At 44.6% G+C, this 15,065-nt stretch carries 14 protein-coding genes; 7 read left to right on the plus strand and 7 right to left on the minus strand.

Translation table 11 applies throughout. The annotated features are described in order from the left end of the window. Positions 1-11 precede the first annotated feature (11 nt). A complete protein-coding gene (gene coq7, locus IE103_RS07855; RefSeq protein WP_189345502.1) occupies positions 12-644 on the minus strand; it encodes a 2-polyprenyl-3-methyl-6-methoxy-1,4-benzoquinone monooxygenase in 633 nt (210 codons plus the stop codon). A 413-nt stretch (positions 645-1,057) separates the two neighbouring features. Between coq7 and IE103_RS07860 the strand changes: the two genes are divergently transcribed. Continuing rightward, the gene (locus IE103_RS07860) at positions 1,058-2,122 is read left to right on the plus strand and encodes a porin (RefSeq protein ID WP_189345504.1); all 1,065 of its coding nucleotides are present in this window, start codon (positions 1,058-1,060) and stop codon (positions 2,120-2,122) included. Positions 2,123-2,279: 157 nt separating this feature from the next. Continuing rightward, positions 2,280-4,499 (plus strand): carbohydrate binding family 9 domain-containing protein, encoded by a 2,220-nt coding sequence (locus tag IE103_RS07865; protein ID WP_189345506.1) that lies wholly within the window; start codon positions 2,280-2,282, stop codon positions 4,497-4,499. A gap of 86 nt (positions 4,500-4,585) precedes the next feature. Here the strand turns inward: IE103_RS07865 and IE103_RS07870 are convergent, their stop codons facing one another. Continuing rightward, the gene (locus IE103_RS07870) at positions 4,586-4,888 is read right to left on the minus strand and encodes a DUF4286 family protein (RefSeq protein ID WP_189345508.1); all 303 of its coding nucleotides are present in this window, start codon (positions 4,886-4,888) and stop codon (positions 4,586-4,588) included. A gap of 247 nt (positions 4,889-5,135) precedes the next feature. Between IE103_RS07870 and IE103_RS07875 the strand changes: the two genes are divergently transcribed. Further along, the gene (locus IE103_RS07875; RefSeq protein WP_189345510.1) at positions 5,136-6,284 is read left to right on the plus strand and encodes a hypothetical protein; all 1,149 of its coding nucleotides are present in this window, start codon (positions 5,136-5,138) and stop codon (positions 6,282-6,284) included. A 12-nt stretch (positions 6,285-6,296) separates the two neighbouring features. Beyond that, on the plus strand, positions 6,297-6,719 hold the full coding sequence (locus tag IE103_RS07880; protein ID WP_189345512.1) for a type 2 periplasmic-binding domain-containing protein: 423 nt from the start codon (positions 6,297-6,299) through the stop codon (positions 6,717-6,719). 89 nt (positions 6,720-6,808) lie between these two features. Here IE103_RS07880 and IE103_RS07885 read toward each other — a convergent pair whose 3' ends face one another. Next, entirely contained in the window at positions 6,809-7,687 is an 879-nt protein-coding gene (locus IE103_RS07885) for a LysR family transcriptional regulator (protein WP_189345515.1), read from the minus strand. A gap of 149 nt (positions 7,688-7,836) precedes the next feature. Here IE103_RS07885 and hppD point away from each other — a divergent pair, with 149 nt between their 5' ends. The 3 genes from hppD to IE103_RS07900 all read left to right on the plus strand — a co-directional run bounded on the left by hppD (position 7,837) and on the right by IE103_RS07900 (position 12,282). Beyond that, positions 7,837-8,871 carry a 4-hydroxyphenylpyruvate dioxygenase gene (gene hppD, locus IE103_RS07890; RefSeq protein ID WP_189345517.1) on the plus strand — a complete coding sequence of 345 codons (1,035 nt, stop codon included), beginning with the start codon at positions 7,837-7,839 and terminating at the stop codon, positions 8,869-8,871. Between the two features lie 11 nt (positions 8,872-8,882). Further along, entirely contained in the window at positions 8,883-9,488 is a 606-nt protein-coding gene (locus tag IE103_RS07895) for a VOC family protein (protein ID WP_189345519.1), read from the plus strand. A 394-nt stretch (positions 9,489-9,882) separates the two neighbouring features. Then, positions 9,883-12,282: an EAL domain-containing protein gene (locus tag IE103_RS07900; protein WP_189345521.1), complete on the plus strand. Its 2,400-nt coding sequence runs from the start codon at positions 9,883-9,885 to the stop codon at positions 12,280-12,282. A 25-nt stretch (positions 12,283-12,307) separates the two neighbouring features. Here the strand turns inward: IE103_RS07900 and ygiD are convergent, their stop codons facing one another. The 4 genes from ygiD to IE103_RS07920 all read right to left on the minus strand — a co-directional run bounded on the left by ygiD (position 12,308) and on the right by IE103_RS07920 (position 14,974). Beyond that, positions 12,308-13,090: a 4,5-DOPA-extradiol-dioxygenase gene (gene ygiD, locus IE103_RS07905; protein ID WP_189345522.1), complete on the minus strand. Its 783-nt coding sequence runs from the start codon at positions 13,088-13,090 to the stop codon at positions 12,308-12,310. 61 nt (positions 13,091-13,151) lie between these two features. Beyond that, positions 13,152-13,889 carry an aspartate/glutamate racemase family protein gene (locus IE103_RS07910; RefSeq protein ID WP_189345524.1) on the minus strand — a complete coding sequence of 246 codons (738 nt, stop codon included), beginning with the start codon at positions 13,887-13,889 and terminating at the stop codon, positions 13,152-13,154. Positions 13,890-14,000: 111 nt separating this feature from the next. Then, entirely contained in the window at positions 14,001-14,510 is a 510-nt protein-coding gene (locus tag IE103_RS07915) for a hypothetical protein (protein ID WP_189345526.1), read from the minus strand. After that, a complete protein-coding gene (locus IE103_RS07920) occupies positions 14,507-14,974 on the minus strand; it encodes a GNAT family N-acetyltransferase (protein WP_189345528.1) in 468 nt (155 codons plus the stop codon). The genes IE103_RS07915 and IE103_RS07920 overlap by 4 nt, the downstream gene beginning before the upstream one ends. Positions 14,975-15,065: the final 91 nt, after the last annotated feature.

Genomic DNA, 15,065 nt, shown 5'->3' on the forward strand with positions numbered 1-15,065 from the left:
AACTTCAGTAACTAAATGCGATAAGCAGTGGTCGTCATGACTTTCGCCATTGCTTGCATCATCACTTTGACTGGCGCAGGTAAATCTACTGCACCTAAGTCGCCGGCCGCAGCGCCATGTGCAATTTCATCGACACGCATTTGCTCAACGATCACACGTGATTTTTGATCCTGCACTGGTAGATCTTTGAGATGGCTAGCAAGATGTGCTTCCACTTGTTTCTCAGTTTCTACCACAAAGCCTAAGCTGATCGCGTCGCCGCAGCGTCCAGCGATCAGGCCGCAAGCATAAGCGCCTGCATACCAGAGAGGATTGAGTACGCTGGTATGTGAGTTGAGTTGTTTCAAGCGCTCAGCGGTCCATGCTAAATGATCTTCTTCTTCAATACTTGAGCGTGCAAATTGTCGTTTCACATCCTCTGATTTCGAAAACACAGCTTGTGAGTCGTATAAAGCTTGCGCGCAAATTTCACCAACATGATTCACTCGCATCAAGCCAGCGCTATGTTTCTTTTCTTCATCCGATAAGCTATCGTCAGTGATTGCTTTAGCAGGATTTGCGCGCGACGCTCGCGCTTGACCTGAAATCACGCGCAAGGCGCGATCAAAATGAGTGATTAAGCGATCAGTAGTATTGGGAAACATGGTGGCCTAGTAAGCGTAGTAAGTAGATAGACTAGAAAGCAGCAATTGTAAGTTGATTGCATCGATTGCTTCAATTGGCGGTGAAGTTCAAGCTAAAAAACTTGCGCCAAGACAATGCATTGCGTTAACAGAAAAATTATACTGAAGACAGTTTTTCTGAGCGTTTTTGGTGCTTTGTTGTTGCAATGCCACATAAAATTTGAATATGTTCTATAATAGCGCAATTCTCTTTGCCCAAAACAGTGCAATTTGTTCCAATGCCACTAAGCATACGAGGCAAGAAGTCGCCATATTTTTGATAATAAGGTGCTTACAAGAGACAAGAGAGACAAAATCTTTGGTTGATATTGGGAGGCAAATTACCAATGAGTATCAAACCAAGAAAAGTTTATTAACCTTTGGAGAGTTTTTCGATGAAAAAATCACTTATCGCTTTCGCAGTATTGGGTGCATTTGCATCTGCTGCTTCTGCACAATCTTCTGTCGTGTTGTACGGTGTAATCGATGCATCTGTATCTCACATGTCTAATCAAACAGTAGCTGGTGGCAAGAAGTTTTCTTTGGACGCGAGCAACTTGTCTTCTTCACGTTGGGGCCTGAAAGGCACTGAAGATTTGGGCAATGGTTTGAAAGCAAATTTCAATTTGGAAAGCTCTTTGAACGTCGATACAGGTACAGCAGGTAACTTGTTTGACCGTAATGCTTCTGTTGGCTTGTCAGGCAGCTTCGGTACAGTCAATGTTGGTCGTCAAACAAACTTGGCATACGACACTTTGATCCAAGTTGATCCATTGAACGTTGCACACGTTGGCACTAACCCAAATATCGCTTTGGGTTCTTTGAACAATGTTGGTTTGTTTGGTACTCACGGCACTAGCGTTGGTTCTTCTTCTCCAACACGCCAAAACAATTCCGTGAAATATGCATTCCCATCCGTATTGGGCGGCATCAATTTCGGCGCAATGTATGGTTTCGGTGAAAAAGCTGGTGACGCATCTGCAAGCAGCTACGCTGGTGCATCTGCTGGTTTCAGCCAAAATGGTTTGACAGCTGTGTTCTCTTACGCACAGTTGAAAGATGCAACAAATAGCTCAACAATTCGTTCATACACTGGTGGTGCGAAGTTCGTTGTAAATTCTGACTGGACTGTAAAAGTTACTTATGCAGAAAACGAATTGAACACAACAGGTCGTACAATCAGCGTTTTCGGTACAGGCTTTGACTATGCTGTATCTCCACAAACAACATTGACAGCTGCTTACTACGCTAACCGTCGCTCTGGCGATGTAAAAGGTAAAGCAGATCAATTCGTTGGTGTTGCTAAATACGCTTTGAGCAAACGTACAGCATTCTACGGTTCTTTCTCTTACGCTAAAGCAGATACAAAAGCAGCTAAAGACCAAGAATTGGGCTTGTTCATCGGTGCTGGTAACAAGACAGCAACGCGTACAACAGTTGGTGTGTTGCACTCATTCTAATTCCTCGGATTTAGTTTGAAAAAAAGACTGCTTCGGCAGTCTTTTTTTTTGAACTATTTGACTATCTTTCCTTCTAAGCTGCGCCTTATTTTTGCTGACTTTTCTTCAGTCTGCGTTTCTTTAATTTGTGTCATTCGTTTATTTAATCAGATCGACTATGAAATTTTTTTCCGTATTGTGTTTCGGTGCTTTGCTGTTTTCGACTACGGCACATGCTGGTTTTCAGGCACATCAGTTGCAGAAAAATGAAGTCGTGAAGTTGGATGGCAAATTAGATGAGGCAGCATGGAAATTGGTAACACCTCACACTAACTTCTTTCAAACGCAACCATTTGATAATGTTGCCGCACATTTGCGTACAGAAGTGCGGGTCATGTATGACGATCGTTTTTTGTATGTGGGTGTGACTGGTTTTGATAATGACCCAAGTCAGATTAGAGATTCGTTTGCGCGTCGAGACAAGATTAGTATTGATCAAGATTTCTTTGCGCTGTACATAGATCCTAGTAGCGGTCATAAAGCAGCGCAGGTATTTTATGTCAATGCGCGTGGCGCTTTGATGGATGGCATTTATAGCGATACCTCGGGTGACGACACGGCGCCAGATTATGAATATTCTGCCAGCCCAGCACGTTTTGATGGTGGATGGAGTGCGGAATTTAAAATCCCATTTTCCTCGATTGCTTATGACAAGCATTCGACCACACCTTGGAGTTTACTGGTATTGCGTAATATGACGCGCGATCAGCGTTATCGTATGTATAGCGGTGCCGTTACGCGTGCAACCAATTGCAATTTGTGTTTTTCGAATACGATTGAAGGTATGCAGCATTTGCCTTCGGGTATGAGCTGGAACGTCACGCCACAGTTAGTTGCGCGACGTGCGCAAGATCAAGTCGATGGCAAGCCCAAGCTAGCTAGTTCATCCAAAGATGTGAGTTTAGATTTTAAGCTACGTCCGACCTCCGCTATCACTATCGATGCGACTTTAAATCCTGATTTTTCGCAGATCGAATTGGATTCACCGCAATTGTCAGGTAACACCCGTTTTGGTATTTTTGTCCAAGAAAAACGCCCGTTCTTTTTAGAAGGTGCGGATATTTTCCGTACCCCACTCAATGCGATCAGTACCCGTACGATCGCTAATCCTGATGTGGGATTGCGATATACCCAACGCGATGCAGATAAAGATTTTAGTATCTTAACTAGCCGAGATACTGCTGGTGCTTTAGTCTTAGTGCCGCAAACTTATTTTACTGGTTACGCCACCAGCCAGGTTGCATCGACAGCGACTGATGCGCGCGCGAATTTCCGTTTAGGTTCTTTATCTTTGGGTGGCGTGTTGACGGATAGACAGTATGCACAAGGTGTGGGTTATAACCGAGTCGCGGGGCCTGATTTTGTTTGGCAGATTGATCGCAACCAATTGATGCGCGCACAAGTTTTGATGAGTACGACAAATGCGCAAATGAACGCACAAGGTAATCTGGCGCGGGCTAACACGACGAATGGTCACGCTGCTTATTTCGATTGGTCTCGCGGCAATGATGCTTGGGGTATGTCGGTCAACTTGAGGGATTTCAGCAAGGATTTTCGTGCAGATAATGGATTTTTTTCGCAAGTCGGTTTTCGTAGCATCAACTCCGAAGTGACCAAAAAATTCGGTCGTACTGGTGTATTGAACGAGTTCAATACATACATCAGCGCAGAATATAAACTCGATAGTGAAGGCAATGTGCTGTCGAAGATACTAACGCCAGGTGTTCGTATTGCTGGGCCGTTTGATAGTTCTGCATACTTGAACTTGAGTCCGACTGTGCGTAGTCGCGTCAATCAAGATGGCGAATTATTTTCGATTGGGCGTGTTGCAGGTGGATTCGCTGCCAGTCCGGGCAAACAAATTGCTAGAATTGCGACGGATTTCACGGTCGGTGATGTCATCGATATCATGGCGAATCGTTTGGGCCGTGGTGGCTCTTATTCCATGAGTGCGAAACTTCGACCGATTGATCGCCTTGAGTTAGAGCCAAGTTTTGCGACCAACTGGATAGAACGCGATGATCAACAAAGTGGGCAAACAAGCGAGCGCACCTATAAAGAAACTGCCTTGCAAATTAATAGTATTCTGCACTTGAGTGCGAAAGATACGATTCGGATGATATTGCAAGACGCCAGCACCAAGCGCGATCCTAAAGCCTATCAACAGGCGGTTGCTTCACATAGTAGTCGTAGCGTCAGTTCATTTGTCTACACCCACCGTGCAGGCGTTGGCAGCGCTGTTTATCTGGGTTGGACCGTGACGAAAACAGATACGCCAGGCTTCGTTGCCAAGCGCAAACAAAGCGAGTTATTCACTAAATTCTCTTGGCAGATTTAAGTAGAAATTTTCATTAAGAGCGAATAGATTACATTTAAGAATGCATGCTATTCGCTTTTTTTCTACGCGGCATGATCGTTATCGTTTCAAGTCGCCTTCCATGTTTGTACACCACGCCATACTTGCCTTTCAACCTGACAATCTTGCGGGAAATGCTGCATAAAATCGGTGCGCATCGCCGTCGCAAATTGCGCAAGATAGCGTTCGTAGTCGGCGAGTGATTGCGCTTGATAGCATGTGCGAAAGTGGTTCTCCTCGATCTGGGCAAAATGGATTTGCACAAAGCATTGCGTCGCCCAAATTTCCGGTATGTGCTTATCTCGCATATAGCTTTCGAACTTTTGTGCCTGTGATGTTGGCAGCTTTACGCTGACCTCGTAAAAAATCATGAATACATCCTTCGCCATTAAAAATTAAGAAAAACAAAATACTGTTAAGAATTGTCAAACGCATCAAATACAACAGAAGCGTTGCTTTTCTGTATCTTGCCATACAAAAACATGCATGTCGGCATTTCCCCTCGCAATACTTGAGCCTATACTAAATTCACGCGGTACATGAGTTAGTCTACTGGATCGCATGTTATGTAGCGATCAGTTATCAGATTTTGCAGCTCTCAAATAAGGAGGATGGAAAATGGGTAGATTGAAAGCAGTCAGCATGTATAGAGCAATGCTCGCTCTGGGTTTAGTGGGTTTGGCAGGAAGTAGTCAAGCCGTTGACTTCTCCTATTCAGGTTTCGGTAATATCACCGCAGGCAAAGTCTTCAGCGCGTCCGGTTTAGAAGTGGGCTTTCCCGATAATAATAAATGGAAGTGTCCTTGTTACATCGCCGATTATTCACATGGTAGCGTGTATGAATCACGTTGGTCTTTAAAGCCCGAATCTCGCTTGGGTTTGCAGGGAACCGCGACCTTTACTGAGAATTTATCGTTCACTGGCCAATTGATGGCGCGCCATGCTGCTGGTGATGCTGAGCTTGGCGTCGAGCTTGCTTTCTTGACTTATAACCTCAGCCCAAAATGGACACTGCAAGCGGGGCGCAAACGTTTACCGCTATTCTTCTATTCCGATTTTCAAGATGTTGCTTATGCCTATAATTGGACACGTGTGCCACCGGATGTTTATGGTTGGCCAGTCGTCAATTACAACGGCGCAAACTTGACCTTCCGTGACGATATCGGCGGTTGGGCGGTAAAGTCTAGCGCTTATTTTGGTAAAGAAAATGCCAAAGAAGTTGCGATTGCCAAGCTAGGTGATCCTTCACGGGTGGATGTGCAGTGGGACAATATGTATGGCATCGATCTTGAACTCAATCGAGATTGGTTCACGGTGCGTGCTGCGGTGAATAAATCCAAGCAGCGACGTTTGCGTATGGGACCAACCGGTTTGGTACAGTTCTCACCTGATATCAGCTACGGCAAATATTCGCCGCAGACATATAGTTCTTTGTCGATGAATGTCGATAAAGATGATCTAGTGGTGAGAACGGAATTTTCGAAAATTGATCAATCTTCGCAGCGCGGTAGTTACAGTGGCTACTTAATGGCGGCAGGTTATCGTTTCGGGAATTTCTTGCCAATGATGACGATCAGTCGCTTTAATTCTTTTGATGGCGTTGGTAAAGCGATTGAAGTCGATCGCAATGTCGGACTGACTTTGCGTTATCAATTGAGTGATAGTAGCTTCCTTAAGTTTCAACTTGATCGTAGTCGTTGGGATTTCTTAAACGGCACTGACAACACACGCAAGTTGGCAACTGTTTCTTATGACTTCACATTCTAGAGGAGAAATATCATGCATTTTTCCTTTTCTAAACTATGCGTAAGTGTCGTGGTCGTCGGCTTGTTTACTAGTAGCGCAGCGATTGCCGATGTGGTTGTGATTGTGAATCCTGCGAACTCGGCAGCGATTGATGAAGAGCAGATTGCAAAAATCTTTTTGGGACAAACTAAAACTTTTTCCAATGGTAGTGAAGCAACGCCGATTGATCAAAAAGAAGGTCCCTTGCGTGAAGAGTTTGGTAATAAGTTACTCAAGAAAAATCCATCACAGTTAAAGGCACAATGGGCAAGGCAGATTTTTACTGGTGGTGCTAAGCCGCCTAAAGAAATGACGAGTGATGATGAGATTTTGAAATTCGTTGCCAGCACGCCGGGCGCCATTGCTTATGTAGATTCGTCTAAAGTGAACAAATCCGTGAAAGTGGTGAAGCATTAGCGGTGAGTGCAAATTTAAAACCGACATGTGTTTGCGGCAGCCAAAGTGCTGCCGTTTTTTTATCCGCTAGAGCTGTCGTATTCAGTCATTTATAGCGAAGTTTCTGCACGTAGTAATTCCACCAATCGTCGTCCAGCGCGGCCTAAATTTTGATTGCGGTGGTGTACCATTTTGGGAATGAAACGATAACGCGAATCTTCTACAAATTTAACTTCAACTAATTGCTTCTTCTTGAGTTCAGTTTGAACTAAAAAGCTGGGCATCCAGCCATAACCCAAGCCCATTAACAAAGCTTCTTTCTTGGCGAAAAAGCCGTCTAAGTAAAACACACGTTCGCTGCCGAATATGTGTTGATCATTGCTGCTTTGGCTGGAATCTTGTACCGATAATTCCGTATGTGCTTGTAATTGTGCGAGGCTGATATTTCGCATTGCTGCCAGCGGATGTGAGGCACTCACACACAAAATACACTCGATTTCTGACAAATTTTCTGCACGTAGATGTGGATGTGCAACATAGTCTTTGACGATCATTAGATCCGCATTATCGGTTTCAAAGCGATGTTGTACACCCTGTAAAAACTCCACCTTGACTTGGACGCGGGTTGGTGCGCCTTCATCGGCGAGATTCTTCAATGCTTTGAGTATCGATTGCAGCGGCAAGATGCCATCAATGATGACCAAGAGTTTGGCTTCCCACTCTTGATTCAATTCTTGTGCCAACACTTCTAATTGATTCGCTTGAATCAGCAGACGCCGACCTTCTGACAATATGACTTCACCTGCCGATGTGAGTTTGACCCGATAGCCATCACGATCAAGCAGGCTTAATCCTAGTTGTTGTTCAAGTTGCTTGATTTGGTAGCTGATGGCTGATTGGGCGCGATGTAAACGCAGAGCAGCTTTGGCGACGCTGCCTTCACGTACCACGGTATCGAGTGCCAATAAAAAATTCAGATCTAAGCTCATAAGATTATAAAAAGCGAGGTCAACATGATCAAATAATTAGATTGTGTTATGCAAAATATTACGCTTTTTTTGTTTAAGTGTGTTGGTTACAGTGACAAGAAAATTCACTAACGCGGTGTTGGTGAACATAATTTGAATGGAGACCGACGATGACACAAGCAAATCCACTGAAGCTCAAGGGCATAGAATTTACTGAATTCTGTGGTCCATCCGCAGACTATCTAGAAAAATTATTTTGGGCTTTTGGTTTTTCGAAACTGCGTCAACATGCATCGAAAGCGATTACCTATTTCCGTCAAAATGATATTCATTTCCTCATCAACAATGAGCGTCAAGGCAATTCCGCCGCCTTTGCGCAGAAGCATGGGCCATCAATTTGCGCTATGGGGTGGCGGGTCGAAGATGCGCAGTTTGCTTTGCAAGAAGCGGTGAAACGCGGTGCCCGTGCAGTAGCAGATGCAGACAAAGATCATGCTTATCCAGCAGTGTACGGAATCGGTGATAGCTTGATCTATTTCATCGAGCCCAGCACCGGTGCTTTAACGATCTATGAACGCGATTTCGTCGCTTTGCCGTCGCCCTTGCTACAAGCGGACAAAGGATTCCTCTGTGTTGATCACTTGACCAATAACGTCCCATTTGGTGAGCAAGAAAAATGGGCCAATTTTTATAAGAGCATTTTTGGTTTTACTGAGGTGCGTTACTTTGACATTCAAGGCGCTAAAACTGGATTGACAAGCTACGCGCTGCGTTCCCCCGATGGCAGTTTCTGTATTCCGATTAATCAGCCGAAGAATGAACAAGATCAAATTGCCGAATATCTGCGCGATTACAACGGACCTGGCGTGCAGCATTTGGCGTTCTTGACCAAAGATATTTTGCATTCACTAGATCAATTACAGGGTAGTCAGATTGAGACTTTGGATATCGATGACGAATACTATCAAGACGTGTTTCAACGTGTTCCGAATGTGCGTCAAGATCACGCCAGAATTGCACAACATCAGGTCTTGGTTGACGGTGATGAAGACGGCTACTTGCTGCAAATTTTCACTAAAAATATTATTGGCCCTATTTTTATCGAGATCATTCAACGTGAGAATAATTTGAGTTTTGGTGAAGGCAATTTTGGTGCCTTGTTCCGCTCTATCGAAAAAGACCAAGAACGTCGCGGCGTAATTTAAGGAGTGTGAACATGACATCACTATCAACATCAGTAAGCTCGGCAACCTCAGCAAGCTCAGCAACATCATCAAGCTCCGCGTTCGGATTACAGGGCGTACATCACGTCGCATATCGCTGTCGCGATACTAAAGAGACAGTGGAGTTTTATCAAAAAGCTTTAGGGATGGAATTTATGCTGGCGATCTCGGAGGATCGCGTGCCATCGACCAAAGAAGAAGATCCCTATATGCATGTGTTTTTGGATGCAGGAAACGGCAATGTCTTAGCATTCTTCGAGATTCCGAATTCGCCACCTATGGGCCGTGATCCGAACACCCCAGCATGGGTGCAGCATCTGGCGTTTAAAGTCGATAGCTTGGCTGATTTGATGGCGGCAAAAACGCATCTGGAGAGCTTAGGCTTGGAAGTCATCGGGCCGACGAATCATGAATTATTCCAGTCGATTTACTTCAATGATCCGAATGGGCACAGGATTGAACTTGCTGCCAATACTTCAACGCCAGAGATGTTGCAGCGCTTAAATCAATTGGCACCGCAAATGTTGGTCGATTGGACGGCAAGTAAGCGTACCGTACATCACGCCGCATGGTTACATGAGAAGGAGTTTGCTCAATAGGCGGGGCGAAATCATGAAAAACGATGCTGAGGAACTCAAGAATTGAGTTAAGCATTACCCCAAACATCAAGACATATCATCAAGTATCACTAGGTATCACTAAGCAAAGCGGAAGAAATTCAGCTTTGCTTTTTTTGCATGTGCGCTTCGATGTGGCGTTGAATTTGACCTTCTCCATTGATGTTTATCGGTGATTTGCTATTCGGTTTCGCGTTTGTTGTTTTGTATTCTTAGATCTTCAATTTTCCGTAAAGCGTCTGAAAATTCCTGCATAATTGCTCTCGTAAAAAATACGCTGAAACCCACCCAGATCGCACCCAAGTTCAGCACGAGTTTTTTTAATAAAGCTATCTTAGTGAGAGAGCATTTGACAGTGATGCCGATCAATCCATCTATGAGCGTCGAAACCGAACAAGAAATTGCGCTATTACGCGAGCGGAATTCTTCGCTGAATATCTTGAGCGAATTTGCGATTGCCTTGTTACGCTTACGCACCCGAGAAGAAGTATTGTGGTACACCGCGAATGAAGTCGTGGGTCAAATGGGTTTCGCGGATTGTGTGATTTACTTGTGGGATAGCCATAAGCAGCTACTGATTCAACAATCAGCGTTTGGGCATAAGCTTGATGAGGAAGGTGTGATCAGCAACGCGCTAGAACTGCGCTTAGGCGAGGGAATTGTCGGACGTGCCGCATTGCGCAGAGAAGTAATTATCGTCAACGACCTCAGTGGCGATGCTGGGTATGTGGTCGATTTGCAGGAATCTGGCTCAGAGTTAGCGATACCGATTATTTATTCCGACCAATTAATTGGCGTGATTGATAGCGAAAATCTCGAGAAAGATTTTTATACACCCGATCGCATTAAGATATTAACGGCGGTCGCATCCATGGTTGCTGCGAAGTTAGCACAAACAAATTTGATCGATCAGCTGGAATCGTCGATCAGTGAGTTGGAATATGCAAAGAAGCTGCAAAGCGTACTCTTTAATATCGCCGCATTAACTTACGAAGATGAGAATTTCTTCACAGTGTATGAGCGTATTCATCATCTGATTGCTGAATTGCTTTACGCAAAATCCTTCTTTGTCGCGGTCTATAACGACGAGACGCGGCGTATAGAATTTCCCTATTTTGTGGATGAGCGTCATCCAGATTTGCCGGCTGACATTGGCCCCATCGATACCGAGATGCGCGGTATGTCGGCATGGGTGATTTTCAATAACACTTCACTTTTGCTTAATCGTGAAGAAATCGTTGAGCGCATAGAGCGTGGTGATTTTGAATTGCTCGGAACGATTGCAGAATCTTGGTTGGGTGTGCCAATCAATGCTGGCGATGATTTAAAAGGCGCCTTAGTGGTGCAAACTTATTCGCCTTTAGTTGAATATCTCGAAAAAGACAGAGAATTACTGAGCTTTGTTTCGCGTCATGTGTCGAATCTATTGAAGCGCAAAGTCACTGAAAAGAAATTACAACATTTAGCATTGCACGACTCCCTGACGGGTTTGGCAAATCGAACTTTGTTTCTTGATCGCGTTGCGCACGCATTGAAAAAACAAGACCGCCAAGGACAAAGACTGTGCGCTGTTTTGTATATGGATGTGGATCTATTTAAGACCATCAATGACCGCTATGGGCATGCGGTTGGGGATGCGCTGTTGACCCAGTTTGGGCGTTTGTTGACTCAGCAAACGCGTCAGCTTGATACAGTGGCACGGCTTGGTGGCGATGAATTTGCTTTGTTTTTAGAAGATATCGAGTCGCAAGAAACGGCGGTGCAATTAGCCGAGCGTATTATTTTGGCTTTGCAGCAACCGATTGCTGCGAATGAGGCCTTGATCATTTGCTCGACCAGTATCGGCATCGCTTTTGCGACGGATTCTGCGATTTCCGCGAGCGAGATTATTCGTCGCGCTGATGCTGCTATGTATCAAGCCAAGTCCGCAGGTCGTGGCCATTACCAACTGTACGATCCTTTATTAGATCGCGCCAATGTACGTGATTTAGTATTGGGTGAAGAAATTCATACGGCATTAAATGAGCAACAGTTTGTCTTGCACTACCAACCCGTGATGAATGTGGCGACTGGCGTCGCAGTTGGTTTTGAAGCACTACTGCGTTGGCTACATCCTTTGAAGTCTTGGATTCCACCTAATGAGTTTATTGATTACGCTGAGAAGCACCGTTTAATCGAAAAAATTGATCGCTATGTTTTGCGTCATGCTTTGCAACAAATGCGTGTATGGCGCGAGCAAACAGGGGTTTCGCCCAAGGTGAGCGTAAACATTTCTGGTCGTCATTTTGCTAGTCCAGAGTTTATTGATACGGTATTGGCCTTGCTGCATGAATTTAAGATTGAACCGAATACCCTAGGCATAGAAATTACCGAACGTGCGGTCATCGAGAAATTTGCGATTGCACAGAACAATATTCAGGTACTGCAAAAAAATCATGTACGCGTTTTGTTAGATGATTTCGGTACTGGTTATTCATCGCTCAATTATTTACATCAATTGACCTTAGATGTAATCAAGATCGACCGTACTTTTGTCAAAGGAAGTCGCGGCAGTAAGCAAGATAACCCTATCGTCAATAGTATCGTGGCATTGGCGTCGGCAATGAATTTAACCGTCGTTGCAGAAGGGGTCGAAACGCAAGATGAGTTAATGGTATTGCGCGATGCTGGATGTGATCTGTGCCAAGGTTTTTATTTTTCCAAAGCCTTACCAGCGGATCAGGCGATTGCTTATTTCTTGGCACATCAAGATTTGAATAACGCGGCTTCTGAGTAAACGTTTGTGGCAAGCCAAGCTAGCGCTAGTTTGGATGCGTAATGACTACCGATGTCATGCTGATAGCACCCATCACTAATTCTTTGTTGACGATAGCGATTTGATCTCCTTCCCGTTTTGCTCCGAGAACATAAAGCAGTGGTAAGTAGTGCTCTACCGTTGGCACCGACAATTGCGCATCTTGACCATATTGCGTGTAATTGACGACACTGGCAAAGTCTTCGCGCAGTATTGCTTCTCGAATTTGTGTGTCAAAGCGCTGCGCCCAATCGAAACCATCAATGCGCATATCCAGTCGTCGCAAGTTATGCACGATATTGCCGCTAGCGATGATCATGATGCCTTCATCACGTAAGCTCGCCAATTGTTTGCCTAGGCGAAAATGAAAGTCTTCGCCTTCATGCAGATTCAAACTCAGTTGCACGATGGGTATATCTGCAGCTGGATACATTTTGATTAAAACCGACCAAGTGCCATGATCCAAACCCCAAGTGTGGTCTTGATGTACATGCATAGGCCCTAATAATTGGCTGATTCGTTGCGCTAGTTCAGGGCTGCCCGGTGCCGGATAGTTTGCCGCAAATAAGGCGGGTGGAAATCCACCGAAATCGTGAATGGTTCTTGGCTTCGACATCGCAGTAACCGCCACATTAGTGGTCATCCAATGTGCAGAAATTGCCAAGATTGCCTTTGGCTTAGGAAATTGCTTGCCTAGCTGTTCCCACATGGCAGTAAATTGGTTGTCTTCAATCGCATTCATAGGGCTGCCATGACCGAAAAAAATAGCAGGTTGAATTGGCGTTTGCATCAGAATTTCCTAACTAGATAAATGGTCGAGACGATCGCGCAGCATTTCTACAAATTTCAGTTTAATTCGCAGTTGCAGTTGCAGTTGCAGATGAGGTCATTTCACATGGCTTCAATGCCCAGTCTGCAGCAGCACGAGCGTGTAAGCTCGTAGTATCAAATAAGGGTACTGCGACATCACCATTATGAACCAATAGAGAAATCTCGGTGCAGCCTAGGATAATTCCCTCCGCACCACTTTCAATTAGCGCAGACATGATGCGCAAATAGTCTTGGCGTGAAGACTCGCGGATGATACCTAAACAGAGTTCATCGTAAATAATGCGATGGATAATTGCGCAATCAGCTTCATTTGGGATTAATACTTTTAAGCCATGTTGTTGACGCAGGCGGTCTTTGTAAAACGCTTGTTCCATCGTAAATCGGGAGCCGAGTAAGCCGATTGTTTGCAATCCTTGCGATCGAATTTTCGTTGCAGTTGGATCTGCGATGTGCAGCAAGGGGATTTTGACCGCTGCTTCGATAGTCCCTGCGACTTTATGCATCGTGTTGGTGCATAAAACGATGGCATCTGCACCGGCACGCTCTAGTGCCTGTGCTGCTTGTGCCAAAATCTCACCAGCGGCGTCCCAATCGCCTCGTCTTTGCAGTACTTCAATTTCGTGAAAATCGACACTGAACAAAATGATCTTTGCTGAATGCAAGCCGCCCAGTGCATGCTTTACCGCTTCATTGATTTGACGATAATAAGGAATGCTTGATTCCCAGCTCATACCGCCGATTAGACCAAGCGTTTTCATTGATTGTCCTCACTTCTCTGAGTTCTGCTTTGTTCGTGTTGATCGTTGTTATAGAAATTTCGATTTACTGTTTCAGTCGATCACAAGGTAGGCGTCGAATTTGCATTGAGCTTACTTGAGCGTGATACGTTTCTTGATAACTTCCTTGAGGTCACTAGCATTTCCATCCATACTTTTTTCTGCTTGAATATGTAGCTCTGCTTGTTTTTCATTTTTAGACCAAATTACTTGCTTGAGTTTTCCTTTGGGCAGCTTTGGAAGATTATTCACCCGTAGTTTGTCGCGATTAAAACTGGCAATTCCAAGTGAGCCACTGATTTGAAAGATGGCATAGCGCCCCGATGGTGAAATACTAAACTCAGTACATTGGCAAAGATAACGTTTATCAAAATACAGAAATTTAAAACTCTGATTACTATGCCAGCGGCCAGACACATTGATTTGTTTTGATTCTTGAAATCGATAGCCGTGTCCGAGATCTTTGTTGATTTGCGTCAGCACTTGCGCATCTGCCGCAGCGCTGATGACATTCAGCAAGAGCAATGCTGTAAATAACTTACCGATTCTTTTACTTAGCTGGCACGTCAATTTTTGGTGAGGTTGATTGAATCCGTAATTCATTCCGCCGCCATTTTTAGAGTCATCGGAATAAATGCCAAACCATGCATTTCTTGTTTTTCTGCGGTGGGAACGAAACCAAATTTGCGATACATTTTTTCTGCAAACAGAGATGAGTTGACGGTAAAAACTCCCGGATTACCATGCGCCAGTGCGTACGATTTAACGTATTGCCAGAGTTGCGTGCCATAGCCTTGCTGATGATGTTCAGGATCAACAAATAAATGGTAAAGATGGGCATTGTCACGAATACCGATTGCGCCGACGATTTTTTGATGATCGTCAATTCCCAGCCAGTAGCGAAATTGGCTTGATTGCAAGCGTTCTGCCATAGCCGCAGGCGTAATGCTGGCAAAAAATGGTTCTGCATCACGTCCATCTTCGTGGATAGTGAGATAACTGATAATGCGATGAACCAAGTGACTCAGCACTTCGGCATCTTCTAGCACAGCTGGGCGGATCAACATAAGCGACTTTTTTTAAACGGAATTGAATGATTATGCGGCAATACAGATAGGCGTTGTTAAGAACTCAGAATTTGCATTTAATCATAGACCA

It is taken from the genome of Affinundibacterium macrobrachii, from assembly GCF_014652415.1.
Lineage (GTDB): Bacteria > Pseudomonadota > Gammaproteobacteria > Burkholderiales > Burkholderiaceae_D > Undibacterium > Undibacterium macrobrachii.

What these genes read in the sequence shown, in the direction of transcription:
- coq7 (WP_189345502.1), bottom strand. Translation starts at nt 644, where the DNA reads ATGTTTCCCAATACTACTGATCGCTTAATCACTCATTTTGATCGCGCC.
- IE103_RS07860 (WP_189345504.1), top strand. Translation starts at nt 1,058, where the DNA reads ATGAAAAAATCACTTATCGCTTTCGCAGTATTGGGTGCATTTGCATCT.
- IE103_RS07865 (WP_189345506.1), top strand. Translation starts at nt 2,280, where the DNA reads ATGAAATTTTTTTCCGTATTGTGTTTCGGTGCTTTGCTGTTTTCGACT.
- IE103_RS07870 (WP_189345508.1), bottom strand. Translation starts at nt 4,888, where the DNA reads ATGATTTTTTACGAGGTCAGCGTAAAGCTGCCAACATCACAGGCACAA.
- IE103_RS07875 (WP_189345510.1), top strand. Translation starts at nt 5,136, where the DNA reads ATGGGTAGATTGAAAGCAGTCAGCATGTATAGAGCAATGCTCGCTCTG.
- IE103_RS07880 (WP_189345512.1), top strand. Translation starts at nt 6,297, where the DNA reads ATGCATTTTTCCTTTTCTAAACTATGCGTAAGTGTCGTGGTCGTCGGC.
- IE103_RS07885 (WP_189345515.1), bottom strand. Translation starts at nt 7,687, where the DNA reads ATGAGCTTAGATCTGAATTTTTTATTGGCACTCGATACCGTGGTACGT.
- hppD (WP_189345517.1), top strand. Translation starts at nt 7,837, where the DNA reads ATGACACAAGCAAATCCACTGAAGCTCAAGGGCATAGAATTTACTGAA.
- IE103_RS07895 (WP_189345519.1), top strand. Translation starts at nt 8,883, where the DNA reads ATGACATCACTATCAACATCAGTAAGCTCGGCAACCTCAGCAAGCTCA.
- IE103_RS07900 (WP_189345521.1), top strand. Translation starts at nt 9,883, where the DNA reads ATGAGCGTCGAAACCGAACAAGAAATTGCGCTATTACGCGAGCGGAAT.
- ygiD (WP_189345522.1), bottom strand. Translation starts at nt 13,090, where the DNA reads ATGCAAACGCCAATTCAACCTGCTATTTTTTTCGGTCATGGCAGCCCT.
- IE103_RS07910 (WP_189345524.1), bottom strand. Translation starts at nt 13,889, where the DNA reads ATGAAAACGCTTGGTCTAATCGGCGGTATGAGCTGGGAATCAAGCATT.
- IE103_RS07915 (WP_189345526.1), bottom strand. Translation starts at nt 14,510, where the DNA reads ATGAATTACGGATTCAATCAACCTCACCAAAAATTGACGTGCCAGCTA.
- IE103_RS07920 (WP_189345528.1), bottom strand. Translation starts at nt 14,974, where the DNA reads ATGTTGATCCGCCCAGCTGTGCTAGAAGATGCCGAAGTGCTGAGTCAC.